18 protein-coding genes are annotated in these 24,913 nt (G+C 60.4%); 14 read left to right on the top strand and 4 right to left on the bottom strand.

What is annotated here, in order from left to right; genetic code table 11:
• Nucleotides 1–122: 122 nt before the first annotated feature.
• Entirely contained in the window at nucleotides 123–896 is a 774-nt protein-coding gene (locus ABQJ48_RS27035) for a PRC-barrel domain-containing protein (protein ID WP_367841021.1), read from the bottom strand.
• Nucleotides 897–1,792: 896 nt separating this feature from the next.
• Between ABQJ48_RS27035 and ABQJ48_RS27030 the strand changes: the two genes are divergently transcribed.
• From ABQJ48_RS27030 to ABQJ48_RS27010, 5 genes are all read left to right on the top strand, one after another.
• Nucleotides 1,793–2,668: a cytochrome ubiquinol oxidase subunit II gene (locus ABQJ48_RS27030; protein ID WP_367841020.1), complete on the top strand. Its 876-nt coding sequence runs from the start codon at nucleotides 1,793–1,795 to the stop codon at nucleotides 2,666–2,668.
• Between the two features lie 65 nt (nucleotides 2,669–2,733).
• Nucleotides 2,734–4,776, top strand: a complete 2,043-nt coding sequence (locus tag ABQJ48_RS27025; protein WP_473094192.1) for a cbb3-type cytochrome c oxidase subunit I — start codon at nucleotides 2,734–2,736, stop codon at nucleotides 4,774–4,776.
• Nucleotides 4,773–5,396, top strand: a complete 624-nt coding sequence (locus ABQJ48_RS27020; RefSeq protein ID WP_367841018.1) for a cytochrome c oxidase subunit 3 — start codon at nucleotides 4,773–4,775, stop codon at nucleotides 5,394–5,396. Before ABQJ48_RS27025 ends, ABQJ48_RS27020 begins: the two co-directional genes overlap by 4 nt.
• The gene (locus ABQJ48_RS27015; protein WP_367841017.1) at nucleotides 5,393–5,749 is read left to right on the top strand and encodes a cytochrome o ubiquinol oxidase subunit IV; all 357 of its coding nucleotides are present in this window, start codon (nucleotides 5,393–5,395) and stop codon (nucleotides 5,747–5,749) included. Before ABQJ48_RS27020 ends, ABQJ48_RS27015 begins: the two co-directional genes overlap by 4 nt.
• Before the next feature lie 110 nt (nucleotides 5,750–5,859).
• On the top strand, nucleotides 5,860–8,142 hold the full coding sequence (locus tag ABQJ48_RS27010; protein WP_367841016.1) for an FdhF/YdeP family oxidoreductase: 2,283 nt from the start codon (nucleotides 5,860–5,862) through the stop codon (nucleotides 8,140–8,142).
• A gap of 98 nt (nucleotides 8,143–8,240) precedes the next feature.
• Here the strand turns inward: ABQJ48_RS27010 and ABQJ48_RS27005 are convergent, their stop codons facing one another.
• The 3 genes from ABQJ48_RS27005 to ABQJ48_RS26995 all read right to left on the bottom strand — a co-directional run bounded on the left by ABQJ48_RS27005 (nucleotide 8,241) and on the right by ABQJ48_RS26995 (nucleotide 12,086).
• A complete protein-coding gene (locus tag ABQJ48_RS27005; RefSeq protein ID WP_367841049.1) occupies nucleotides 8,241–9,035 on the bottom strand; it encodes an SDR family oxidoreductase in 795 nt (264 codons plus the stop codon).
• Nucleotides 9,036–9,195: 160 nt separating this feature from the next.
• A complete protein-coding gene (locus ABQJ48_RS27000) occupies nucleotides 9,196–10,974 on the bottom strand; it encodes a glycoside hydrolase family 15 protein (protein WP_367841015.1) in 1,779 nt (592 codons plus the stop codon).
• A 116-nt stretch (nucleotides 10,975–11,090) separates the two neighbouring features.
• Nucleotides 11,091–12,086: an SDR family oxidoreductase gene (locus ABQJ48_RS26995; RefSeq protein ID WP_367841048.1), complete on the bottom strand. Its 996-nt coding sequence runs from the start codon at nucleotides 12,084–12,086 to the stop codon at nucleotides 11,091–11,093.
• Between the two features lie 340 nt (nucleotides 12,087–12,426).
• On the opposite strand from ABQJ48_RS26995, the gene ABQJ48_RS26990 reads away from it, so the two are divergent.
• The 9 genes from ABQJ48_RS26990 (at nucleotide 12,427) to ABQJ48_RS26950 (ending at nucleotide 24,612) form a co-directional block, all read left to right on the top strand.
• Nucleotides 12,427–14,259, top strand: a complete 1,833-nt coding sequence (locus ABQJ48_RS26990; protein WP_367841014.1) for a thiamine pyrophosphate-requiring protein — start codon at nucleotides 12,427–12,429, stop codon at nucleotides 14,257–14,259.
• A 10-nt stretch (nucleotides 14,260–14,269) separates the two neighbouring features.
• The gene (locus tag ABQJ48_RS26985; RefSeq protein ID WP_367841013.1) at nucleotides 14,270–15,391 is read left to right on the top strand and encodes an enolase C-terminal domain-like protein; all 1,122 of its coding nucleotides are present in this window, start codon (nucleotides 14,270–14,272) and stop codon (nucleotides 15,389–15,391) included.
• Between the two features lie 16 nt (nucleotides 15,392–15,407).
• Nucleotides 15,408–16,415: a hypothetical protein gene (locus ABQJ48_RS26980; protein WP_367841012.1), complete on the top strand. Its 1,008-nt coding sequence runs from the start codon at nucleotides 15,408–15,410 to the stop codon at nucleotides 16,413–16,415.
• Nucleotides 16,412–17,077 carry a gluconate 2-dehydrogenase subunit 3 family protein gene (locus ABQJ48_RS26975; protein ID WP_367841011.1) on the top strand — a complete coding sequence of 222 codons (666 nt, stop codon included), beginning with the start codon at nucleotides 16,412–16,414 and terminating at the stop codon, nucleotides 17,075–17,077. The genes ABQJ48_RS26980 and ABQJ48_RS26975 overlap by 4 nt, the downstream gene beginning before the upstream one ends.
• Nucleotides 17,067–18,710, top strand: a complete 1,644-nt coding sequence (locus ABQJ48_RS26970) for a GMC family oxidoreductase (RefSeq protein WP_367841010.1) — start codon at nucleotides 17,067–17,069, stop codon at nucleotides 18,708–18,710. Before ABQJ48_RS26975 ends, ABQJ48_RS26970 begins: the two co-directional genes overlap by 11 nt.
• 508 nt (nucleotides 18,711–19,218) lie before the next feature.
• Nucleotides 19,219–19,557 carry an HdeA/HdeB family chaperone gene (locus tag ABQJ48_RS26965; RefSeq protein ID WP_367841009.1) on the top strand — a complete coding sequence of 113 codons (339 nt, stop codon included), beginning with the start codon at nucleotides 19,219–19,221 and terminating at the stop codon, nucleotides 19,555–19,557.
• Nucleotides 19,558–19,688: 131 nt separating this feature from the next.
• On the top strand, nucleotides 19,689–21,896 hold the full coding sequence (locus ABQJ48_RS26960) for an amylo-alpha-1,6-glucosidase (protein ID WP_367841008.1): 2,208 nt from the start codon (nucleotides 19,689–19,691) through the stop codon (nucleotides 21,894–21,896).
• A gap of 79 nt (nucleotides 21,897–21,975) precedes the next feature.
• Nucleotides 21,976–23,235, top strand: a complete 1,260-nt coding sequence (locus ABQJ48_RS26955) for a DUF2254 domain-containing protein (protein WP_367841007.1) — start codon at nucleotides 21,976–21,978, stop codon at nucleotides 23,233–23,235.
• Between the two features lie 138 nt (nucleotides 23,236–23,373).
• Nucleotides 23,374–24,612, top strand: coding sequence for a cation:proton antiporter (locus ABQJ48_RS26950; protein ID WP_367841006.1), 1,239 nt, complete (start codon nucleotides 23,374–23,376; stop codon nucleotides 24,610–24,612).
• Nucleotides 24,613–24,913 lie beyond the last annotated feature (301 nt).

The following is a 24,913-nucleotide window of genomic DNA, read 5'->3' as shown; positions in this document are numbered from 1 at the left end:
AGGCTGCAAACACAGGCACAAAAATTATCCCTGGTGCCGAAGCGCCCGGGCGGCAGGATTGGGCTCTGCTGGCAACGCCCGACGCTCCGTGCGGAGCACGGCACGCGCGCGTCAGTCGTCCGTTATCGCCGGTAGTCGTCTCCACCGTAGTAAGCATGTAGCGCAGCCTCGTATTCGGGAGTGACAGGCACACCCTCTTCATATTCGGGACTGTTTTTCACCTTGTCGCAAGTGAGCGCCGTGCAGACTCTCGCGCCCAGCCAGTCGATGCGATCAATCCACTGCGTGGCAATCAGGACTTTTTTCCCACCAGGCCACCAGTTGCGGGTATCGACGAGCAGATACCGGAGAGCCCACCCGTCATCATCGAAAATGAAGTCCTTGATGTGCCCCAGACTATCGTCAGTCGTCGCCACGAGGTAGCCGTGCACCCCGTCAGTGCTGCGCAGGTGGCTATCCTCCGCTTGAACTTCAGTCTGGCGATCGACCCGCTCGCGTTCTTCCGGCGTAATCCTGACCGGCGGCAGAAGGCCAACCTGCGGGTAGGACGACACGCCCCATAAATTTCCCGCGCCCCAATAAGGCGGATAGTCGTAGTAACCTAGGTACTCGGCTTCGTGCCGACGCGACACCGGCTGATGGGTATCGATGTTGGGGCTGTGCCTGACCTGCTCTCGCGTCAGCGTGACGCCGATGGCGGATGCCATCTCATCGACGCGTTTTACCGCGTACGGTGAGATCAAAACCTTTCGCTTCGATAGCCATCCGCCCGTGCTCACTACCAGATAGCGGACACCCCACGCTTCATCGTCGAAATAGACTTCGTCGACACTACCGATTTCCCCATCAAGGGCCTCTACGGTGAGTCCGTGAAGCTCACTCACGTTACGTAACATGATCGCTACTCCTCCTGGCACGTGTGCCAGTCTGATTCCGCCGCCCGCGACGACGCTGGACGGTCGCAAACCGGTCGGACGGGTCTTGACGCCGGAAAGGAATGGTCCCGTCGGTGACATATGCGCCCGCATCGGATCGGAGGCGTCGACCGGCGCCGTTCCGCTGGTCTTTACCGGCCCGATGTGATCGTGTCTTTTTTTTACGTGTCAGGAGCCGGAAGACGCCTGTATGCGTGGGAAAGTCCGAAGTGGGCAGCAACCCGGTGTAACGTCCTGCAAGCATCTGGCGTACCTGCGGCCTTTCAGTTGAGAGTGCGTGTCCCGAAGATTGCTGGAGCGATCATTCATATGTCACATTGTGAGCTTTCAAAAACTGACGAGTCGGTCACACGATGTGAAGCAGATCCGGTGCGAAGGTTAGGCAAGATTTCGGGCAGCAAGCTTAAACAACATTCCGACAATTGCCGAATTACATTTTGTCAGCAATCCGGATGATTCCTGAAACTCTACTTCACGCGGCACGCTCCTTGCTGATCTGGTGGGCAGCGGTTCGCCAGCCACAGGCGTACACGCTGGCGCGGGCTGGGAGCCGCAACGTGTTCTGAGCGGCCCAAAATAGAAAGCGACACGATGCGGCTGCCGCCGCAGACCACGGAACATTCGGAATCAGCATCGTGAATCTCAGAAGCCTACCTCGCGATCTCGCGCATCAAATCACGCAGAAGCTCCCGGATGAGCCATTGACGGACACTCGTTTCTGCAGCGCGGCTGAACCGCGCGTGAGATTTGTGGTCATTATCCGCCATCTTTTTCTCTGCGCGACAGTCCTCACGTCGAGTTCTTGCGCCGGGGGCGACACCCGTTTGAGTTTTCTCAATCCGCAAGGACCGGTAGCATTGATACAGCGCACACACTTTCTTGAGATGCTGGCGCTGCTTACGATCTTTGTCGCGCTGCCCATCTTTGTTCTTATCCCATGGTTTGCCTGGCGCTACCGCTACGGTGCCAGGACTTCACGCTACACCCCTCGCTGGGCGGCTTCCGGCTTTCTTGAAATTCTCGCGTGGAGCGGCCCTGCGGTCATCGTGGCACTGCTGGGCGTACTCGTATGGCGTGCCACGCACGCGCTCGATCCTTACAGGCCACTCGCCTCCAACTCAGCCGTACTGCGCGTGCAGGTCATCGGCTACGACTGGAAATGGTTATTCATCTACCCCGACCTGGGCGTCGCCAGCATCGGTGTGCTGCCGCTGCCCGCTGGTCAGCCGGTGGCGATGCAACTGACGTCGGCTACCGTGATGCAGTCGCTACAGATTCCCGCGCTCGGCAGCCAGATTTACGCTATGGGCGGGATGGTCACGCAGTTGCATCTGCTGGCCGACAGGCCCGGACGTTTCATGGGTGACAACACCATGTACAACGGCGACGGCTTTCACCAGCAGCGGTTCACAGCCGTGGCGATGACACCCGCTGCGTTCAACGACTGGGCGAAACAGATTCGCGCACAGGGAATTGCGCTCGACACATCCACCCTCAAGCTCATATCGACACGCACGACCCGCGCACAACTTAGGTCTGCGCTCGGTCAGAACCAGACCGGCGATGGTGCCATCTATTTCAATCACGTGACACCTGACATGTTCGCGAACGTCGTCACGGCGACCATGAATGGTACGGCGGTCGAGCAGCAGGCAGGCGGTCATGCCGCAGAAGTCACTGCAGCGCCCATCGCGGCAAACACGGCATCTATTCCTGCGAGGCCGAAACCGTGACCCTTCCCAACCTGCTGGTGCATCCGCTAGGACGGCTGAGCCTCGAATCACTGCCTTTCTCGCAGATGCTGCAAGATCCTTCTGAAGCGAATGTAATCAACGGCATCATCGCGACCGGTGCAGCCTCGATGGTGGTGATGGGTGCAATCGTCACCGTTGCACTTCTCACCCGCTACCGGAAGTGGGGCATGCTGTGGAGCAACTGGCTGACGAGCCCCGACCACAAGAAAATCGGCATCATGTATGTGGTGCTGGCTTTCGTGATGCTGGCGCGTGCCTTGATCGAGGCGCTGCTGATGCGAACCCAGCAGGCGTTCGGGCTGGGTGGCGGCTTTCTGTCACCGGATCACTTCGCGCAGCTGTTCAGCACTCACGGCACCATCATGATCTTTTTCATGGCGATGCCCTTTCTGACGGGCATGATCAACTATGTTATGCCGCTGCAGATTGGCGCACGCGATGTGTCCTTTCCGGTGCTCAACTCGATCAGCCTCGGACTGACCGCAGCCGGCGCAGCGCTGGTCATGATTTCGCTTTGCGTTGGCAGTTTCTCGACTGGCGGATGGTTCGGCTATCCCCCGTATACCGAGGCAAGCTTCAGCCCCGGCGTGGGCCCGGACTACTGGATCTGGTCGCTCTCGCTGGCCTCCCTCGGGTCAACGTTCACCGGAATCAACTTCGCAGTCACCATCTATAAAGAGCGTGCCCCGGGGATGACTTTCATGCGCATGCCGCTGTTCACCTGGACCGCGTTATGCACCAGCATCCTGATGATTTTCGCCATGCCGCCCCTGACTGTGGCAACTGCGCAGCTCGCGCTGGATCGCTATCTCGGCTTTCATTTTTTTACCAATGGGCTTGGCGGCAACATGATGCACTTCGCCAACCTGTTCTGGCTATTCGGTCATCCGGAGGTCTATATCCTGATACTGCCGGCGTTCGGCGTCTACTCGGAAGTTGTCTCAACGTTCTCCGGCAAGGTGCTGTTCGGCTACCGCACGCTGGTGATGGCCACCATGGCCATCGCGATCCTGTCGTTCACCGTCTGGGTCCATCATTTTTTCACGATGGGTCAAAGCGCCAATATCAACGCGGCGTTCGGCATCGCGTCGATGCTCATCGGCATTCCCACCGGCGTGAAAATCTACGACTGGATGCTAACGATGTTTCGCGGCCGGATACGCTTTTCCGTCCCGATGATCTATTCAATCGGCTTCATGCTGCTGTTCGTAATAGGCGGCATGAGCGGAATCCTGCTGGCCGACCCGGGCATCGACTACCAGGTTCACAACAGTGTATTTCTTGTCGCGCACTTCCATAACGTGGCCGTACCCGGCCTATTGTTCGGGATGATCGCCGCCTACCACTTCTGGTTTCCCAAGGCGTTCGGCTTTCGCCTGAACGAGCGCTGGGGCAAAGTCTCGGCGCTGTGCTGGATCGTCGGCTTCATGCTGGCGTTCTTCCCGCTCTATGCGCTGGGGCTCATGGGCATGCCGCGCCGCACCGTCGCTTATGCGGACCCCAGATACATGCCGCTCGAAATGACGGCTCTCGTTGGCGCGGCGCTCATCATCGTGGCGCTCGCTGCGCTCGTTGGGCAACTATGGGTGTCGATCAGGCAGCGCGACGCGAATCGCGTGTTCGCCGGCGACCCATGGGATGGCCGGAGTCTCGAATGGTCGACGTCCGCGCCACCGCCGGAATATAACTTCGCGCGAATTCCGGAGGTCGCCTCCCGGGACGTATTTACTGCCGCCAAGGAGGCCAGGCGTGCATACCAGTGCCCAGATATCTATGAGGATATTGAAGTACCGAAGAACAGCGCGATGGGTCCGGTCGTTGGCGCCGTGGGCTTCGCTCTTGCGTTTGCCCTGGTGTGGCATATCTGGTGGATGGTGATCTTAGCGTCTCTGACCGCAGTGGCCACGATGATCGTGCGCGGGTTCGCGCGAAACACCATCCGGAATATCAGCGCCGCTGAAGTGCGCAGGGACCATCAACGCTGGATCAATGCGGTTGCCGCGGTCACGGCGATATCCCGTGCTGGCGAACAGACCCCCGCTAACGATGGATTGGCCCGGCACGAAGCCGACGGGGTGGTGCCATGAGCCGCGAAAATGCAAGGTATCCCGGCTTGAATCTGAGTACCGCGCACGGCGAGGATGACCAGGCCGCCGAGGGCCTGCTGTTCGGTTTCTGGATGTTCCTCATGAGCGACGCCATCCTGTTCGGCATGGTGTTCGCAACCTATGTGACCTCGGTGCATGCGACCGCTGGAGGCCCAGGGCCGCACCAGCTTTATGATATCAGCAGCATCTTCATCGAGACCATTCTGCTGCTGGCCAGCAGCTTTACTTTCGGGATGGCGTCGCTGGCGCTCAAATACAAACACAGCACGGCGCGGCTAGTCGGATGGCTGGCTGCGACCCTGATCCTCGGCGTGGCCTTCCTGGGCTTCGAACTGCATGACTTCAGTTCCATGTTCGCCAAAGGTGGCGTCCCCAGCCGTAGCGGCTTTCTGTCCGCCTTCTTCGACCTGGTGCCGCTACACGGCCTGCACGTGGCCGGCGGCTGCATCTGGCTGATCTGTCTGGGGGGCCAGCTCGCGCGGTATGGCCTCGATACCCGGACGAAGCTCGGCATCATGCGACTTGCGCTGTTCTGGCATTTCCTGGACATTGTCTGGGTCGCGATTTTTTCCGTCGTCTATCTGGCGGGACTGACATGAACGAACGCACATCCACGGGCGTGGACCGCGCAGATCCGATGCGCGAGGAACATCACGAGTTCCGGTCATACCTCTGGGGTGCAGGAACTGCCCTGCTACTGACCGTGGTGCCGTTTGCACTCCTGCACTGGTCTGGCCTGTCGCGGCTAACACTTCTGGTCGTGATCGGGGGTTGCGCACTGGCGCAGATCCTCGTGCATTTCCGCTTCTTCCTGCACATCAGCTTTGCCCACAAACGCGAGGATCTGCAACTGATCCTGTTCTCCGCGCTCCTGTTGACCATCATGGTCGCCGGCACGATCTGGATCATGGCCAGCCTGGCGTTGCGCATGGTGATGCCGACGACTCATTAAGTCAGACGGCCGACCCGGAACCGCGTTTCGAATTCGCCGGCACGGATCCCAAAATTGGTACTGGCGAGGCATACCTCTTGCGAAAGGATTAACCATTCAAGGAGCTGCTCATGACATCGCACAAACAATCCGACGCATACAAAAATGCCTCTGGAGGGTGGGGATCTCTCAAGGCAGTGACTGGCATTCTTCTTCAGGAGCACGTCGCAATCGACGGCAGTCGGGTACTCATGCATCAGAATAAACCGGACGGGTTCATGTGCGTGAGTTGCTCGTGGGCGAAACCCAAGGACCCTCATACGTTCGAGTTCTGTGAAAGCGGTGCGAAGGCGACCGCATGGGACCTGACAGCGAAGCGTGTCGCCCCGGATTTTTTACGCCAGCACACCGTCACAGAACTCAATGAGTGGCACGATCACGAGCTCGAGGAAGCGGGGCGAGTCGCGACTCCACTCCGGTGGGACCCAGCGACGGACAAGTACGTTGAAGTGACGTGGCAACAGGCGTTCGACGAAATCAGCAGCGAACTCAAAGCCCTCGATCCGGATTCTGCGGTGTTCTACACCTCGGGACGGGCGTCGCTCGAAACCTCGTACATGTATCAGCTGTTTGCGCGCATGTATGGCACGAATAATCTGCCTGACAGCTCGAACATGTGCCACGAGAGCACCAGCGTTGGTCTAACACAGGCGATCGGCGTCGGTGTGGGAACAGTCACACTGGAAGACTTCGAGAAGACCGATCTCATATTTTTTTTCGGCCAGAACGTCGGTACAAACAGCCCCCGGATGCTCCACCCGGTGCAGGACGCGCGCAAACGCGGCGTACCGGTCATCACCTTTAACCCGCTTCGCGAGCCCGGCCTTGTCAGCTTCGTCAATCCCCAGTCCCCCGTCGAGATGCTGACTCCTGGCTCCACGCAGATCAGTACGCAATACCATCAGGTGAAAGTAGGCGGTGACAGCGCGGCGATTGCCGGCATCTGCAAGGCCTTGCTGGAGGCGGATGACCAGGCAACCGCCATGGGCAAACCCCGGTTGCTGGATGTTGCGTTTATCCAGCAGCACACACTGGGCTTTGGCGAGTTCGCGACCTTCATCCGGAACACCGAATGGACAGAAATAGAAACCATGAGTGCACTTACCCGCGAAGCGCTCACTGAGGCCGCCATCGAGTACAGTCGCGCAAACGCGGTCATCGCGAATTATGGCATGGGTCTAACCCAGCACAGGATGGGGGTCCAGAATGTACACATGCTGATGAACATGTTGCTACTCCGGGGTAATATCGGGAAGCCCGGTGCTGGCCCATCGCCGGTGCGGGGCCACTCGAATGTTCAGGGCCAGAGAACCGTTGGCATCACTGAGAAACCTGAACTGGCGCCTCTCGACAAGCTTTCGGAACAGTATCGGTTTGAGCCACCACGTAAGAAGGGATTCAATACGGTGGAGGCTTGCGAAGCAATTGTCGCGGGTAAGGTGGGCGCGGTTTTCCAGCTAGGGGGAAATCTGGTCCGGTCTGTACCGGACCGCTTCGTGATCGAACCCGCCTGGCGCAACCTCAGATTGACCGTCAGCGTAACGACCAGGCTCAATCGCAGCCATTTAATTCATGGCGCGATCTCCTATATTCTTCCCTGTCTGAGCAGGATTGAGATTGACGTGCGTGCTGGCCACCCGCAGGCCGTTTCAATGGAAGACAGCACGGGCTGCATGCATGGTTCCCGCGGCGTTGCAAAGCCCGCGAGCGAAACGATGATGTCCGAGCAGGCGATCGTTGCAGGGATCGCCCAAGCGACGCTGGGACAGGACTCTACTGTCGACTGGACCGCGTGGGCCGACAACTATGCGTTAGTCCGGGACGCAATTGCAGAAACATATCCGTCGATTTTTCACGACTTCAATGAGCGCATGTGGACGCCGGGTGGATTTCATCGACCAATACCCGCGGCCGGGCGAAAATGGGAAACCGCGAGCGGCAAAGCCGAATTCCTTGTCCCCACGTCGCTTGCCGAAGACCCGGATATGACCACTTTCCAGGCGGATACGTTGCGACTGTTCACCTTGCGCAGCGATAGCCAGTTCAACACGACCATATACAACCTGGACGACCGCTTTCGTGGGATCCACGGTAGTCGGATGGTGCTGTTGATGAACGAACGCGACATCGACCGCCTCGGCCTGTCACCGGATCAGGAGGTGACCGTGGAAACTGTTGCGGGCGACGGTGTAACGCGTCGGGTGACCGGATTAAAAGTGGTGCGCTACGACGTGCCAGCCGGGTGCGTAGGAGGATACTACCCGGAATGCAATCCTTTACTGCCGCTATGGCACTACGCAAAGGAAAGCAAGGTGCCCGCAGCAAAGTCGATCCCGGTGAGGATCGTCGACTAGGCGAGTAATGGCGAGCGTAAGGGAGCTCGCCACTATTCGCCACTCAAGGGCGACGCTCCTGCCTATCCGCGTTCAGAACTACAAATCATCAGTCTGACTCAGCCCCCCGTCGCAAAGCCCGGGTACAGCGTCATGCCACCATCCACAAAAAGCGTTGCCCCCGTGACGTAATCGGCCGCGTCGGACGCAAGCCAGACCGCAGCCTGCGCGACGTCGTCTGGTTCGCCGATACGCTTGTAGGGAACCAGCGTCATCAGGTCGGCATAGGCTGCAGGCGTAGTCCACGCGGAAGTGTTGATCGGCGTGCGGATCGCGCCCGGCGCAATACTGTTGACACGAATGCGGTAAGGCGCGACCTCCTGGGCGAGCCTTTTCATCAGTAGCATGACACCGCCTTTCGATGCAGCGTAGTTGGCATGACCCGCCCATGGGATTTCCTGGTGGACAGAGCTCATACAGAGAATTTTTCCGGCAGCAACCGATACCGCGTCGTCGACGCCGCGCCGCTTGAACTCCCTTACCGCTTCTCGCGTACAGAGGAACTGGCCGGTGAGGTTCACTCCGATCACCGTATTCCACTGCTCCAGTGTCATCCTGTCAAACGGAGCGTCGCGCTGCAGACCCGCGTTACTGACCACGATGTGAAGCGTGCCGAAATGGTCAATCGCGTGAGTGAACATGGCCTGCACCTGCTCTTCGTCGCTGACATCCGCCTGGATCGCGATCGCGCGCCTGCCAAGGCTTTCGATCTGATGAGCGACGTCTTCCGCTGCCTCCGGGTCGACCACATAGTTGACGACCACGTCCGCGCCGGCGCGGGCAAGCCCGAGAGCGACAGCCTTGCCGATGCCGGAATTCGCGCCGGTCACGAGTGCCGGCTGACCCGCCAGCATCGGGTAAGAAACGGGGTGCGGCAAAGGACTGGTGTCGGGAGCCGCCGGGGCGGAAGGATCTGTTGGCGTTTTATCCAGCATGAAAATACTCCTGATTTTGGGCTGCATCGGCTCGCGTATCGGATAGCTGCGCCGCTTCGCGGCCAATGAGCACCGAATGTCAGCTGCCACCCCGGTTAAGCGTCGGACCACAGAGGCTGAGCGCCGTATTGATGACGGCAAGATGGGTCAGTGCCTGCGGAAAATTTCCCGCGAGATGTTTGCCTTCGACGTTGTATTCCTCGGACAGTAGTCCAAGATCGTTACTCACAGCAAGTACGCGCTCCAGTTGAGCCCGCGCTTCTTCGTTGCGGCCCTGCAGATTGAGGCAGTCGGCCATCCAGCATGAACATGCGAGAAACGCTCCCTCGCTCGGGCGACCCGCGCGCGCCTTCGTCCGCCGGATCAGCCCGTCCTCCGAGAGCTCCCGCTGGATCATCGCGATGGTCGCCGCCATGCGCGGATCGTCAGCCGGCAGAAAACCCACAAGCGGAAGCAGGAGCAGGCTTGCGTCGAGTTCGTGACCACCGTAATACTGGGTGAACGTACCGAGCCCCTCATTCCATCCCTCCCTGCACACCTGATCGTGGACGGTCTGACGTAGCGCTAAAACGCGGTCGAGCGTGTCGCATTTGGCCTCGCTTCGCGTCTCGTGGCGTCGGATAAAACGGTCGAATGCTACCCACACCATCACCTTTGAATAGGTGTAGTGGCGTGGTTCTGCGCGGGACTCCCACACCCCGGACCCCTCGGTTTGCCAGATAGCTTCGAGGTGCTCGACGAGCCGCTGCTCGACGACCCATTCCTGCTCGGACGCCGGCACCCCACCCCGGCGAGCGAGGTCCAGACAGTCCAGCACTTCACCGTACACGTCGAGCTGATGCTGAGTGGACGCGGCGTTGCCGACCCTGACCGGCTTTGCAAAACGATAACCCGGGAGCGCATCCACGCTCCATTCGGGCAGATGGCGTGAGCCATCGACCCGGTACATGATTCTCAAATTCTCAGGTGAACCGGCAATCGCACGCAGCAGCCAGTTGCGCCAGCCTTGAGCCTCTTCGTGATAACCGGCGTTCAGTAACGCCGCGAGCGTAAAGCTCGCATCACGCAACCAGCAGTAACGATAGTCCCAGTTCATGCTGCCGCCGGCCGCTTCAGGCACCGACGTCGTCGGCGCGGCGACAAGGCCGCCGCTGTCCTGATGGATCAGTGCTTTCAGCGTAATCAGTGAGCGACGCACCGCAGCCGGCCAGTCGGTTTTGGCGTTCTCGAAACGACCAATCCAGTCGAGCCAGAACCGTTGGGTAGACACAAGCGCCGATTCTGCGTCGACTGGCACGGGCGGCCCATCCTTCGAACGGCCGTAGCTCATGACCAGCGCGACGCGGTCTCCGGCGCCCACCTCGAAGTCAGCTTCTGTTGAATCCGGCTTTACAGCTAGTCTGACCGGCGCGCGCAGGATAACCAGATTGGGTCCGACCTTTGCAACCATGGCATCCCCATCAGTTGCGCTCCACGGCGGCAAGGCGCCGTAGTCGAAACGCAGGCGCAGCGTGCTGCGCATGTTCACCACGCCACGTAACCCGACCACGATGCGTACGATCGATGAAAATGTCTTTCGCACGGGCATGAAATCGATGACCCGCACCTCGCCGTGCGCGGTCTGAAAGTCCGTTTCCACGACGAGCGTGTCCTCCTGGTAACGTCGACTGCGAGCAGTGACGGCACCGACAGGCGCGAGCGACCAATGCCCGTTCTCGTCCTTTCCGAGCAGGGCGGAGAAACAGGCATCATCGTCAAAACGTGGCCAGCACAACCAGTCGATTGAACCGTCCGCCGCCAGCAGTGCTGCCGTCTCGCCGTCACCCAGAAGCGCATAGTCTTCAATCAGCTTGCTCACGATGATCCGCCTTGCCCCACGTTGTCCCGCGTTGCCCAACTACGAAAAACACTCTCCCGGAAACGGTATCGCAATTCCCGACTAGCCCATTCCACCGGTTTACGAGTCGCCCCGGCTCACGCCTTTCTTTTCTTCTGGATCAGCGCGCCAACACCAACCAGCCCGACGCCAACCAGCGCCCAGAACGCGTTACGGTGCCTGTCTGTAAACATTTCCCAGCTACGCGCTTTTGACCGATTATCGAATCGCCCATGCGCGCCGTAGTCTCCCGATACCGGCTCGAACAGATTGTTCGGTGCGTCGGGCTCGAGCGGCTCATTGGTCAGTTGGCCTTCATATCCCACCCTGGCCAGATATCTGTCGATCAGACCCGGCGCGATGCGATTCGCGAGAATCGCTTTCACCGTTGGAAAGCCGACCCATACCTGTCGTCGCCGATGAGTTGCGGCGAAGAAAATGGCGCGCGCAGCCACTTCAGGTTCATAGATCGGGGCGACCGGCTGTGCCTTCTTTCCCATCTTGTTCAGGGCCCAGTCGAACTGCGGCGTGTTCAACGCCGGCAGATCCACCATCGTCAGATGCACGTCCAGACGGTCATGAATAATCTCGGAGCGCAAGGCATCCGTGAAGCCGCGGATCGCAAATTTGGCGCCGCAATAGATCGACTGGAGAGGCACGGAGCGATAGCCTAGCGCGGAGCCGACATTAACGATTGTGCCGCGGTTGCGTGTCCGCATCCGGGAAAGCGCGGACATGGTGCCGTGAACCTGTCCAAGGTATGTCACACGAGTGCCGCGTTCGAATTCCTGCGCCGTGAGCTTCGAGACTGGCGCGAACACAGTAGCCATCGCGACATTCACCCAGACGTCGATGGGTCCGAGTGCCTCCTCGATACGCAAAGCTGCTGCTTCCACGGCCTCGGCGTCCGCTACATCCGTCGGGATCCCCAACGCGCGCACGTGGTGAGTGGCTTGCAGATCTGCGACCGCGCGATCGAGCCGCACCTGGTCGCGCGAGAGCAAGGCAACGTCATACCCGTGCCGGGCAAACTCCGTCACGGCGGCCCGCCCGACGCCCGCACCCGCGCCTGTCACTACCACAACCTTGCCCATAACATTCCCCGATTCAACGGGCAGCCCGTGGGGAAGGTCGACCGGTTGATGATTTCCGCGAACGCCACTGAAAGACGTCGCCCGCACAGTGAGAAGAACAGCAGTTTCCATTCCCGTTAGCCGTGCACCGAACCCGTATTTTTAACAGAGCCAATCGGCACAAAATTGGAAGACAGTCCTTGAGACAGTCCTTGCGCTCAATCCGAAGTTTACTGTTCGCAAGAACGCGGAACACGGCTTGCGTCGTCATAGCCAGATAGCGTTTCTCGTGCGAAGCAACTCCTGCTGTTTGTGGCAGACGCCGCGCGCACTCATTGCGTCTTGCTTTCAGGAGCTTTCAATGTCACAAACTGTCGGCGACTTTCTTATCGAGCGACTCCGTGCCTGGGGAATCTATCGTATCTATGGCTATCCGGGCGACGGTATCAACGGCGTTTTCGGTGCGCTGAATCGCGCGCAGTCCAAGGCTGGAAAAACGACATCCGGCCATCCAACGCAACCCATCGAATTCGTTCAGGTCAGGCACGAGGAAATGGCGGCTTTCATGGCGTCGGCCCACGCAAAATTTACGGGCGAACTGGGTGTCTGCATCGCGACCTCGGGCCCTGGCGCCTCACATCTGATCACTGGGCTGTACGACGCCAGAATGGACCACATGCCCGTGCTCGCGATTACCGGTCAGCAGGCCCGTGCGGCAATGGGCGGCCACTTCCAGCAGGAGCTCGATCTCGTCTCGATGTTCAAGGATGTTGCCGGCGCCTTTGTCGAGCAGGCCTCCGTACCCGCCCAGGTGCGTCACCTGATCGATCGCGCTATTCGCACCGCGCTTTCCGAACGCAAAGTTACCGCCATCATCCTGCCCAACGATCTGCAGGATCTGCCCTATGAAGCACCAACGCGCGAACACGGCACACTGCACTCTGGCGTCGGCTATCGCGCGCCGCGTCTCATACCCTATCCCGACGATCTGCAGCAAGCCGCCGACATCCTCAACGCCGGCAAGAAAGTCGCGATCCTGGTCGGCGCGGGCGCGCTGAACGCAACCGACGAAGTGATTGCCGTCGCCGAAAAGCTCGGCGCGGGCGTCGCAAAGGCCCTCCTTGGCAAGGCCGTGTTACCGGACGATCTACCTTGGGTCACAGGTTCGATCGGACTTCTGGGCACCAAGCCGAGTTATGACCTGATGATGGAGTGCGACACGTTGTTGATGATCGGGTCGGGCTTTCCCTATTCGGAATTTCTGCCCAAGGAAGGCGCGGCGCGCGGCATACAGATCGACGTCAAGGCCGACATGCTCAGCCTGCGCTATCCGATGGAAGTCAATCTGGTGGGCGACAGTGTTGAAACCCTGCGTGCCCTGCTACCACTGCTCAATGAGAAGCAGGACCGCGGCTGGCGCAAGAAGATCGAAGGCTGGACCGAAGCGTGGTGGAAGACGCTCGACGAGCGAGCGCATGTACCTGGTGAGCACGCGGTCAATCCGCAGCGCACGGTGTGGGAGCTGTCGAAGCGGATTCCGGCGGACTCGATCGTCACCAGCGACTCCGGTTCCTGCGCGAACTGGTATGCGCGTGACCTCAAAGTGCAACGCGGCATGATGTGCTCGCTGTCGGGCGGCCTCGCGTCAATGGGGGCAGCGGTTCCTTATGCAATCGCCGCCAAGTTTGCCTTCCCCGGGCGCCCGGTCATCGCATTGATCGGCGACGGTGCGATGCAGATGAGCAATATGGCCGAACTGATCACCGTTTCGAAGTACTGGAAAGACTGGGCCGATCCGCGCTGGATCTGCATGGTGCTGAATAACCAGGATCTGAATCAGGTCACGTGGGAGCAGCGGGTCATGGAAGGGGATCCGAAATTCGAGGCCTCTCAGGATATTCCGTCGGTCCCGTATCATAAATTCGCGGAGCTGATCGGTCTGAAAGGGATCTACGTCGACAACGACGAACAGATGGGCGCGGCGTGGGACGAGGCGTTGGCATCGGATCGCCCGGTCGTGCTCGAAGTCAAAGCCGATCCGAATATCGCACCGCTGCCGCCTCACATTACGCTGGCCCAGGCCAAGGCATTTGCCTCGACGTTGCTGAAAGGCGATCCGAACGAAGGCAATGTGATTGTCGAAACGGCCAAACAGGTGCTGGGCGCGATATTGCCGGGTCACCACGACAAGTAAGCGTGCCGACATGCTAGATCGAACCCTGGCAAACGGCGCGTCGCACGCGCCCGTAACCGAACTACGCGCGAGCGCCTACCGCATTCCGACCGACGCGCCGGAAGCGGACGGCACGTTCGCGTGGCAGGCGACCACGCTGATCGTCGTCGAAGCGGACGCAGCCGGACAGACCGGAATCGGCTACACATACAGTGATAAAAGCGTCGTCGCGCTGATTCAGGACACCCTCGGCGAATGGGTGTTGCACAGCGACGTGTGGGACATTCGCGCAATCTGGCAACGCATGCAGCGTCAGGTACGCAATCTCGGGCGCTCGGGTCTGGCGGCCACAGCAATCTCCGCGGTTGATTGCGCGCTGTGGGACCTGAAAGCGAAACTGCTCGGCGTGCCGCTCGTGCAACTGCTCGGCGCGGCGCGCGATTCGGTATTGCTTTACGGCAGCGGCGGCTTCACCACCTACAGCGACAAACAGATGCGCGAGCAGCTAGCCGGCTGGGTCGGGCGTGATGGCTGCCGCTGGGTCAAGATCAAGATTGGAACCGCGCCGGAGAAAGATCCCGCGCGTGTGAAGGCAGCGCGCGCGGCGATTGGCGATGCGGGGCTTTTCGTGGACGCCAACGGCGCGTTCACACCGCAGCCGGCGCTGCAATGGGCCCAACGCTTCGCGGAGCAGCGGGTTGAATGGTTCGAGGAGCCAGTCTCATCGGACGATGCTGCGGGCTTGCGCTTCGTGCGTGACCATGCGCCGGCCGGCATGGAGGTCGCCGCAGGTGAATACGGCTACACGGTCGACGACTTCCGGCGATTACTGGCGGCTCAATCGGTCGATGTGTTACAGGCCGACGTGACACGCTGCGGTGGCATTAGCGGATTCATGCAGGCCGCCGATCTCTGCGACGCCTTCCACATACCGTTGTCGGCTCACTGCGCGCCCGCGTTGCACCTGCATGTTGCGTGCGCGGCACCGCGCCTGCGCCATCAGGAATGGTTTCACGACCACGTACGGATCGAGTCGATGCTGTTCGACGGTGCACCGCGGGCAGTCGACGGCGCCATCTCGCCCGATCTGACACGCCCGGGTTGCGGCCTCGAATTCAAGTTTCGCGACGCCGTTGCGTACCAGCTCAAATGACGAGGAAACCACTTACATGAGTGCTCAACGAGTTTCAGGGCTGGTATGTGCGGCGGCTGGAGCGGCAGCCTTGGCTGCGCTCGCAACGCGCGCGGCGAGGCGCGAATCCGTCGGCTTGAAGACGAATTCCGCGTCGAACAGCGCTATCAGCAACCCGGACTCCCCGCCGCCCGCGCAACGAACACTATTTCGCACGCCTCGACCATCCGGCGTACAGACCCACATCGAGGTAGCCCGCCGCTTCAATCACAGTTCTGCGCTGCTTGCGCTCTCTGTACTCGCCGACAGCGCGATGGAGCACTATCGCGGCTCGTTTGACAACCCCGCGATGTACACACCGCTCGTCTCTGCGACGCTTTCGCTGCTGGCCGGCCTGCATGGCGGCCGGGATCACCGGCAGGAGACGCATCAACTACGTCACGCGATCTATCTCGGCGCGGCTATCGCGGGCATTGCGGGAACCGGATTTCATCTCTACAACGTGACGAAACGGCCGGGTGGCTGGAGCTGGAACAACCTGTTTCATGCGGCGCCCGTGGGCGCGCCGATGGCACTGTTGCTCTCCGGCGCACTGGGCGCCGTCGCCGAACAGTTGCGCGACGAGCCCGCGCACGATCCGCAATTGCTCGGCATGCCGGCCGGTCGCGCACTTGGGCTTCTGGTCAGCGCGGGATTGATCGGCACCGTCGGTGAAGTCGCGCTACTGCATTTTCGCGGCGCATTCCAGCATCGCGCGATGTATGCTCCCGTCATCGTGCCGCCGCTCGCTGCCGCCCTGCTCGCCCAGGCGGCCCTCGCGGTACCCCGCGAGCGCTGGATCACGCGGCTCTGGCTCCGGGTCACGACGGCGCTCGGTTTCGTCGGCACCGGTTTCCACGCGCGCGGGATTGCGCGTCGGCAAGGCGGTTGGCGCAACTGGAGTCAGAACCTGTTCAGTGGTCCGCCGTTACCCGCGCCGCCGAGCTTTTCTGCGCTGGCGCTAGCCGGCCTCGCAGCGCTGCGTCTGAGAGAGAGCGAAACATGAGCGATACGAACCGCAAGGCGAGAGCCACCCGCTACCCCGGCTACGATGTACTCGACAAGCGCGACACGCCGTCATGGGACGAAGCGACCCGTACCGTGATCGCACAACGCCTCGCTACGCCATCTGAGCCACAGTTCTTTAACGCCGTCGAATGGCTCGCGGTACTCGCGTTGTGCAAATGCATCGTGCCCCAGGCGGATGCGCTTCCGGTGGTGCCGCTCGCCCAGTTGCTTGATGCGAAGCTCACGAATAATACTGGCGATGGTTACCGTGACGCACGCCTGCCGCCTCTGCAGCAGGCATGGCGCACAGGCCTCGCCGCACTCGATGCCGAGAGCCGCGCACGTCACGAGTTGCCGTTCAGCAGCGTTGAAAAGTCCAGCCAGATGGCCCTACTCGAATCGATGCAACGTGGCCACCTGTCGAGCGATGCGTGGAACGGCATGCCTGCAAAACTTTTCTTCGCAGAACGTCTGCTGCATGACATCTGTAACGCCTACTACTCGCACCCCCACGCGTGGAGCGAAATGGGTTTCGGCGGCCCCGCCAATCCACGCGGCTACGTGCGCGTGTATTACGACCGGCGCGACCCGTGGGAGGCTGTTGAAGCGAAATCCGGCGACGAAGCCGGGGCCCGCAAGGAGAACCAGCGTGCTCGATGAAGCTCTGCACTATCCGCGCGGCAGGAACGGCCGCGCTCCCGATGTTTTCGAACGGGGCGGCTGGGTACCGATGCGCGAGTATCCGAACGACGAGGAGGTGGACTTCGCGATCGTCGGTACAGGTGCGGGCGGCGGGACGCTCGCCTGCCGGTTGGCGGAACAGGGCTTCAAGGTCGTTGCATTCGACGCTGGTGCATGGTGGCGACCACTCGAAGAATTCGCGTCCGACGAAAGCCATCAGGCGAAACTCTACTGGACCGACGAGCGCATCTGCGACGGTGAGAACCCGCTCAGGCTCGGCAACAACAACAGCGGCAAGGCCATTGGCGGCAGCACTGTGCACTTCGCCATGGTGTCGCTGCGCTTCCGTCCTGAGTGGTTCAGGTCGCGCAGTGTGCTTGGCTATGGCGCGGACTGGCCGCTCGACTGGCGGGAGATGTGGCGCTATTACGCGCAGGTCGAGGACGCCTTGAAGATTTCCGGTCCGGTCCATTACCCGTGGGGGCCGAAACGACCCCGCTATCCATATCGTGCGCACGAACTGAACGCGGCGGCGCTCGTGCTCGCGCGCGGCGCCGAGGCGCTAGGCATCGACTGGACAGCCACCCCGTTGGCGACGCTGTCGGCGCCACGGGGCAAAGCGCACCCGTGCGTGTATCGCGGCTTCTGCACCTCCGGATGTGCAACCAACGCGAAACAGAGCGCGCTGGTCACGTGGATTCCCCGCGCGGTGAGCGCCGGTGCCGAGATCCGCGATCTGGCGATGGTCGGTCGCATCGCGACGAACGACGCCGGACGGGCAACCGGTGTCAACTATCTGCGCGAAGACCGCTGGCAGTTCCAGCGCGCGAAGCACGTTGTAGTGGCCGGCTATGCGATCGAAACACCGCGTCTTCTGCTGATGTCGGCGACCGGGCGCTTCCCGGACGGCCTTGCAAACAGTTCGGGGATGGTCGGCAGGAATCTCATGGTGCAGTCGAATCAGGCCGTCTACGGCACGTTCGACGAAGAAATCCGCTGGTACAAGGGGCCCCCTTCATTAGCGATCACCGAACACTGGAATTACAAGGATACCGGTAAGGATTTCTTCGGGGGTTACTGCTACATGAGCCAGGGACCGTTGCCCGCCGGCTGGGCAGGCGTACAGAACGGTCGAGGTCTGTGGGGCGAGGCGCTGGCCGGCGAGATGCAGAAGTACAACCATCAGGCCGGGTTAAAGATTGTCGGCGAAACGTTGCCGCAGGAACGCAACCGCGTGACGCTCAGCGACGAAGAGGATCAGTACGGTCTGCCCGTGGCGCGTGTGACGTATTCATTCTGCGACAACGACAAACGGCTGATCGCACATTCGCTGGACTTCATGGAACAGGCGCTCGGCGCTGCAGGAGGCAGTGAAATCTGGCGCGAAAACGACGACACCTGTCACCTGGGGGGAACCGCGCGCATGGGCGATGATCCTTCGACCAGCGTGGTCAACGCCGACTGCCGAAGCTGGGATATACCTAATCTATGGGTATGCGATGGGTCGGTGTTTCCGACCGTCGGTGGTGTGAACCCTTCGCTGACCATTCAGGCGATCGCATGCCGCACGGCAGACCGTATCGTTGAGCTGGCTGCGCGCGGCGAGCTGTAGGAGAGCAACGATCTGGAATTGTGGGCACACATCGGAGGGAACGCACGGACCGACGGATTGCCCGCGCACTTGCTTTACCTATCGTCCACGTTGGGATAGCTAATTATATATCGGGCGATCGTTCTGTCGCTCGCGAAGGTCTGTACCGCCTCGCCGGCACATCGTGAACTGAGACCAATCGGATCAGACCTGCAGGTCGGGCTCACACCCCGGCTGAACCCATCCCGATCGGGACTGTTCCCATACAAACGCTTTGCGGCGGCTTCAGCTCTACGCCCGGGCGACTGATTCCGCCCGAAGTGGATGCGCTGCGACCTTATGATTGCGCGCTTCTTCCTTACGTCGACGACCGTTCAGGGGCGGTCCTTCGAGCATCGTCAGGCGACGCGGTACAGCAGGCCCGGTTCATGCGCGTACGTTCCTATCCGTGCGGTTTCGCGTCTTCAGTGGCACAGTGCGGACTTCGACGCTGCACGACAGCGTCATCTGAACGACTCGGGACGACATCATGAAGATCATTGCTGTTGCGCTTTTGCCTGGCGTGATGCTGGCCTGCACCGGATTATCTGTCGCTGCAACGCCGACAGAGGTGAGTCCGTCGAAGATGAAATGTGAGGAGTTCGTCGCGATGGACGCCGCCTACCAGCCCGCGATGGTCTACTGGGTTGCGGGTGTCGACCGGCTCGGCGTGAGAGAGACGGATAGACTTGTGGTCGACACCGTCCAGCCCGTCGATGAGGTTGTGGCGGAATGCAAAAAAGCGCCGAAGGCGATGTTCATGGCGAAGGTCCGCGAAATGTACAAGAGCAAGAAGATGATGTTGGTGAAGCCCTACGCGCACAACTAGTGCGCGACTAATAAACCTTTACTGATGGACTTTTGATAGGCGTCCCGCGGGATACTTCCAGAGCCGATCCAATTGTTGGTGCTGTTGTGCCGCCGGGTCATGCGGGGATGCAAGCGAAGCGAGGAAACCAGATGGCGCTGGAGATCAAGGTCGGATCGCCCCAGATTGCGATCCATCAGGGCCATTCGGTCCTGCTCACCGAACCGGACGGCACGATCCAGTCCCCGGGTGAAAAAGGCCTGTTCTTTTTCGACACGCGTCTCATCAGCAGCTGGAATATCTACGCCGACGGCACACCGTGGGAACTGCTCAACGGTGGCGCAACGAGGTCCTTCGAGGCCCGCGTATTTCTTGCAAATCGTGCGATCCTCACTGGGGATGGCCGGATTGAGCCTCATACGCTAGGGCTTTCCGTAACCCGACATATCCGCGGCGGTCTGCACGAGGACGTCGACGTGACCAACCACAGCGGCGCGCACGTCTGCTTTAATCTTGAGATTGCCGTGCGAAGCGACTTTGCGGATCTCTTTGAGGTCAAATCAGGCAAGGTCGTGCGGCGCGGACATATTGCGACCGCGTGGGACGAAACCGCACAGCAACTCGTCACGAGTTACGTAAATGGGACATTCGGGCGCAGGCTCACCATTACCCTGTCGGGCGCAGATTCGCCTGCGGCGTATGCCAACGGGCGCATCACGTTTAACGTGGATCTGCAAGCCGCGGAACAGTGGCACGGTTGCCTGCGCTACGCTCTCACAGATGGTCCGAAGACGTACACCGCGCCAGAAGAATGCTCCGGGTCGACCCGGCCCACCGGGAATGAGCAGGACCAGACGGACTGGCGGAACACCGTACTCAGGCTCGAGAGCAGTAACAACCGCTTCCAGCATCTCTTCCAGCAGGCGACCGACGATATGGCCGCCCTTCGCCTGCCCGTCCAGACTGGCGACGAAACCCAGACGGTCGCAGCGGCGGGCCTGCCCTGGTTTGTCGCGCTGTTTGGTCGGGATAGCCTGATCAGTTCATTGCAGACGTCCTTCGTGCATCCTGGGTTTTCGACTGCGGCACTCGAGGTTCTGGGCGTCTGGCAGGCGACGGAAAGTGATGACTACCGGGATGCTGAGCCCGGAAAGATCCTTCATGAGCTTCGCCTGGGTGAGCTCGCCGCGCTAAAACTCATTCCTCATACTCCATACTTCGGAACGGCCGACGCAACGCCCCTCTACCTGATCGCTCTACACACCGCGTGGATGTGCACGGGCGACGAAACACTCCTTACGCGGCACCTGCCGACTGCAGAGCGTTGTCTTGAATGGATCGACCGGTTTGGCGATCGTGACGGAGACGGCTTCCAGGAGTATGAAACACGGTCGTCGGCGGGGCTCGAAAATCAGAGCTGGAAAGATTCCGGCGACGCGCTGGTCTATCCTGACGGCTCGCTCGTCAAAGGCCCCAAAGCCCTCTGTGAACTGCAGGGCTATGTCTACGACGCGTGGCTCCGCATGGCACGAATCTATGACTTCCTCGGCGAGAACGGGCGCGCCGATACGCTCCGCATCAAGGCCGGCGAACTCTTCCAGAAATTCAACGAGGCTTTCTGGGACGAGAGTACGGGGTTTTATGCGTTCGCCCTTGATGGCATGAAGAACAGGGTGATGAGCGTGACATCCAATCCGGGACACTGTCTATGGTCCGGCATCGTGCCGGCGGACCGCGCGCGCCGCGTAGCATCCCGGCTGCTGAGTCCCGACATGTGGAGCGGCTGGGGGATCCGGACTCTATCGGAGAACCATGCTGCCTATAATCCCTACGCCTACCAGAAGGGCGCGGTGTGGCCGCACGACAACGGCCTGATTGCACAAGGGCTCAAACGCTACGGCTTCTCGGCTGAAGCGGGAAAGGTGGCGGGCGCGATTTGCGACGCTGGGTCTTTCTTCGCGCTGAACCAGTTGCCGGAGTTGTATGCGGGGCTGTCCCGGGATGGAACAAATTTCCCCGTTCAGTACCTCGGTGCAAACGTCCCGCAGGCGTGGGCGGCAGGTTCGGTCTTTTCGATGCTGCAGGCCATGCTGGGTCTGGAACCTGACGCCCCAAACCAGAGACTGTACATCGACCCGTGCCTGCCCCCATGGCTGGAAGACATCACGCTCAGATCGCTGTGCGTGGGGAAACAGTTGTTTGACATCCGCTTCTGGCGTGACGCCGGCCTGACACACTTCGAGCTACTGAAAGGCAATGCCAATGCGGTAGTAGTACGCCCGGCGAGTATTTCGAGGGAACTGATGACGAAGCGGGCGGATAACGGTGTCCGCACAAACGGACAGGATCGTCATCCATGATCCACCGGGGCAACACCGCCGACGATGTCCGTCTGTTACCCGGCGTGAAGCTTGCTCGATTTCAATTCGGGGAGAATTGATGAGTGCGCGATGGCAATGGATGCTGAAACAGGTTGTCCGGCGACTCTGGTTTCGTGCGAGCCTTTTTTCCATTCTTGGTGTCGCGACGGCGCTCGTGGCGCTAGGTGTTAAGGGCTACATTCCAGCCCATGTCTCGGCGAAAATTGGCGCGGACGCGGTCGACAACATTCTCGGCATCATCGCTTCCAGCATGCTAGCCGCCACCACGTTCTCACTGAACATTATGGTTTCTGCATTTGGATCTGCGACAACCAATATCACACCCCGCGCGACACCCCTCCTTGTCGAAGACTCCACCACCCAGAACGTTCTCGCAACCTTCATCGGATCGTTCCTCTTCAGCCTCGTCGGCATCATCACTTTGAGTACAGGTCTTTATGGCACGGATGGTCGCGTGGTTCTGTTTTCCGTCACCATCGGCGTGATCCTGCTGATCGTCTACACACTACTGAAGTGGATCGATCACCTCGCGCGACTCGGGCGTATGAGTGAAACCATCGATCGCGTGGAAAAGGCTGCCGTTCAGGCGCTCGAAGAGCGGCGCCAGCATCCCTTCCTCGGGGGTAGCCAGCTGCGCGAAACCATGTCTGTCCCCGTTGATGCAAAAAATGTTTATCCCGCGATGATCGGGTACGTCCAGCATATTGACATGCAGGCCCTGGGCAAGATGACAGGCAAGGACGACGGCGCGATTTTTGTGCACGTGCTGCCGGGCAGCTTCGTGGACCGGCGCACACGTCTTGCGAGCGTGATCAACGTCACCACTGCCAGCGATGAAGACGTTCGAACCGCCTTCTCGATAGACGTTCGACGGTCATTCGAACAGGATCCCCGCTTTGGCATCTCGGTACTGACCGAGATCGCGTCACGCGCGTTATCTCCGGCGGTTAACGACCCGGGCACCGCGATAGACGTCATCGGTAGAGGCGTCCGCATACTCTCGCTCTGGGCGCAACCCCATGATCCGAAGGCACAAACCAGACCTGCCTGCAGTCGCGTCTTTGTCCGTGGTCTGAAGCTTGACGATATGTTCGACGACTTCTTCGGCCCCATCGCCCGGGACGGAGCGGCCCTCGTCGAAGTCGGCATGCGCCTACAGAAAGCACTTGCTACACTTGCCATGGAGGGCAGACCCGACTTCACGAGGGCTGCTAAAAGACACGCCGCGCTTGCCTTGAGGCGCTCGGAACTGGTTTTGCATCTGGAGGATGACAAGAACGTCCTGCGTGACCTCACATCAAAGGTGGGTAATCCGTAGTGCTAAAATGATGTGGATCGCGCCAACACGACCAATATTGAGCTTCGTATGGATGAACTACCGGAGTGCAGCGGATCGTTGGACGCGTCCCGATGATTACGCGGGTGAAATCATTTTTGCCCTCCGCACCGAGCCACGATGCTTGATACCATTGCGGTGTGCCTGGTCGCCACGGCGCTGCTGGCGTATCTGAACCATCGCTTCCTGCACCTGCCGACGACTATCGGCGTGATGGTAACTGCGCTCGGATTGTCGCTCGCCATCATCGGCCTCGATTCTCTGGGGATCGGTCACAGCCTGCGCATCGCCGACGCAAACTTTGTCCGCTCTGTTCAGTTTGGCAAAGTCCTGCTGCAGGGGTTGCTTTCGCTGCTGCTTTTCGCAGGCGCAATGCACGTCGACATTGGCAAGCTCCGCACTTTCCGAAAGCAAATCCTCGCGCTCGCGCTGCTGAGCACCATCGCGTCGACCCTGGCTATCGGGTTTTCGCTCTGGTTGCTGCTGCCGGTATTCGGCGTGCACCTCAGCTTGCCCTGGAGTCTGCTCTTCGGCGCGCTCATTTCGCCCACTGATCCCGTAGCGGTGATGAGCATATTGAAGTCTGTCGGCGCGCCTGATAGCCTGGAAGTTGTTATCACCGGTGAATCGCTGTTCAACGACGGCGTCGGCGTTGTCCTGTTCTCGCTATTGCTGACACTTGCGAGCAGCGGCGTGATGCCGTCAATGGAATCCGGCCTGATTGAGTTCGCCAGGGAGGCCGGTGGTGGCCTGGTTTTTGGTTGGGGCCTGGGGTTTCTGACCTACCGCCTGCTCAGGACCGTTGACCAGTATCAGGTCGAAGTGCTTCTTACTTTAGCCGCCGTCGTAGGAGGCTATGCGCTCGCCAACCATCTACGTGTATCCGGTCCGCTGGCCATGGTAGTGGCAGGAGTCATGATCGGTAATCGCGGGCGCGCGCACGCGATGTCCGACACAACGCGGAATTATGTAGATATGTTCTGGGAGCTTGTCGACGAAATTCTCAATGCCGTGCTTTTTGTGCTGGTTGGCCTCGAAGTCACGCTGATTCAGATCTCTGTTCAGCTAGTGCTTGCTGGCGCGATCGCCGCGGGTGTAGCCCTGCTGGCCCGACTGCTAACCGTCGGTCTGCCAGTTGCGATGCTCGGCCGCGTCGGCCGGTTACCGCCCGGCTCATGGCTGGTGCTCACCTGGGGCGGCCTACGGGGCGGTATTTCCCTGGCCCTGGCGCTGTCAATTCCGGCCGGCCCAAGCCGGGATGTCGTTCTCGCCTTGACATACTGCGTTGTTGTCTCTTCGATTCTCGGGCAAGGTCTCACTGTCGGAAGCGTTATCCGGCACGCCGTTGCCCGCAGTTGATCCGGGCAGAGCCGTTCGGTGTTTTTGTCGATAAGGTGATACGCGATGCGCGCCAGGTCGGGCTGACGCATTGTGCGAGCACTTGATGCACTTAAGCTGAACACCAGCAAAGCACCGTCGTGCGCACAGACTCCCGACATCGCGGAGTTAGCGCGGACGTCTGCTCGGAGACTTCATTGGGAAGTCCGGCAGGAGACCGTCGCCGTGGAATCAGGCGACGTGGGTGAACAACGAGGCTCGACCGGTGATGGCGATATGCGCCGGCCGCAGCGGTGTCCGGCGCCTGTTGCAGCAGACCAGG

This window comes from Paraburkholderia suaedae, assembly GCF_040812055.1.
GTDB lineage: Bacteria > Pseudomonadota > Gammaproteobacteria > Burkholderiales > Burkholderiaceae > Paraburkholderia.
The sequence above is the reverse complement of the archived record's forward strand: the minus strand, read 5'-3'. Positions and strand labels throughout refer to the sequence as shown.

What these genes read in the sequence shown, in the direction of transcription:
- ABQJ48_RS27015 (WP_367841017.1), top strand. Translation starts at nt 5,393, where the DNA reads ATGAACGAACGCACATCCACGGGCGTGGACCGCGCAGATCCGATGCGC.
- ABQJ48_RS27005 (WP_367841049.1), bottom strand. Translation starts at nt 9,035, where the DNA reads ATGCTGGCGGGTCAGCCGGCACTCGTGACCGGCGCGAATTCCGGCATC.
- ABQJ48_RS26950 (WP_367841006.1), top strand. Translation starts at nt 23,374, where the DNA reads ATGCTTGATACCATTGCGGTGTGCCTGGTCGCCACGGCGCTGCTGGCG.
- ABQJ48_RS27020 (WP_367841018.1), top strand. Translation starts at nt 4,773, where the DNA reads ATGAGCCGCGAAAATGCAAGGTATCCCGGCTTGAATCTGAGTACCGCG.
- ABQJ48_RS26985 (WP_367841013.1), top strand. Translation starts at nt 14,270, where the DNA reads ATGCTAGATCGAACCCTGGCAAACGGCGCGTCGCACGCGCCCGTAACC.
- ABQJ48_RS26990 (WP_367841014.1), top strand. Translation starts at nt 12,427, where the DNA reads ATGTCACAAACTGTCGGCGACTTTCTTATCGAGCGACTCCGTGCCTGG.
- ABQJ48_RS26960 (WP_367841008.1), top strand. Translation starts at nt 19,689, where the DNA reads ATGGCGCTGGAGATCAAGGTCGGATCGCCCCAGATTGCGATCCATCAG.
- ABQJ48_RS27035 (WP_367841021.1), bottom strand. Translation starts at nt 896, where the DNA reads ATGTTACGTAACGTGAGTGAGCTTCACGGACTCACCGTAGAGGCCCTT.
- ABQJ48_RS27025 (WP_473094192.1), top strand. Translation starts at nt 2,734, where the DNA reads ATGCTGCAAGATCCTTCTGAAGCGAATGTAATCAACGGCATCATCGCG.
- ABQJ48_RS26995 (WP_367841048.1), bottom strand. Translation starts at nt 12,086, where the DNA reads ATGGGCAAGGTTGTGGTAGTGACAGGCGCGGGTGCGGGCGTCGGGCGG.
- ABQJ48_RS26975 (WP_367841011.1), top strand. Translation starts at nt 16,412, where the DNA reads ATGAGCGATACGAACCGCAAGGCGAGAGCCACCCGCTACCCCGGCTAC.
- ABQJ48_RS26980 (WP_367841012.1), top strand. Translation starts at nt 15,408, where the DNA reads ATGAGTGCTCAACGAGTTTCAGGGCTGGTATGTGCGGCGGCTGGAGCG.
- ABQJ48_RS27010 (WP_367841016.1), top strand. Translation starts at nt 5,860, where the DNA reads ATGACATCGCACAAACAATCCGACGCATACAAAAATGCCTCTGGAGGG.
- ABQJ48_RS26965 (WP_367841009.1), top strand. Translation starts at nt 19,219, where the DNA reads ATGAAGATCATTGCTGTTGCGCTTTTGCCTGGCGTGATGCTGGCCTGC.
- ABQJ48_RS26955 (WP_367841007.1), top strand. Translation starts at nt 21,976, where the DNA reads ATGAGTGCGCGATGGCAATGGATGCTGAAACAGGTTGTCCGGCGACTC.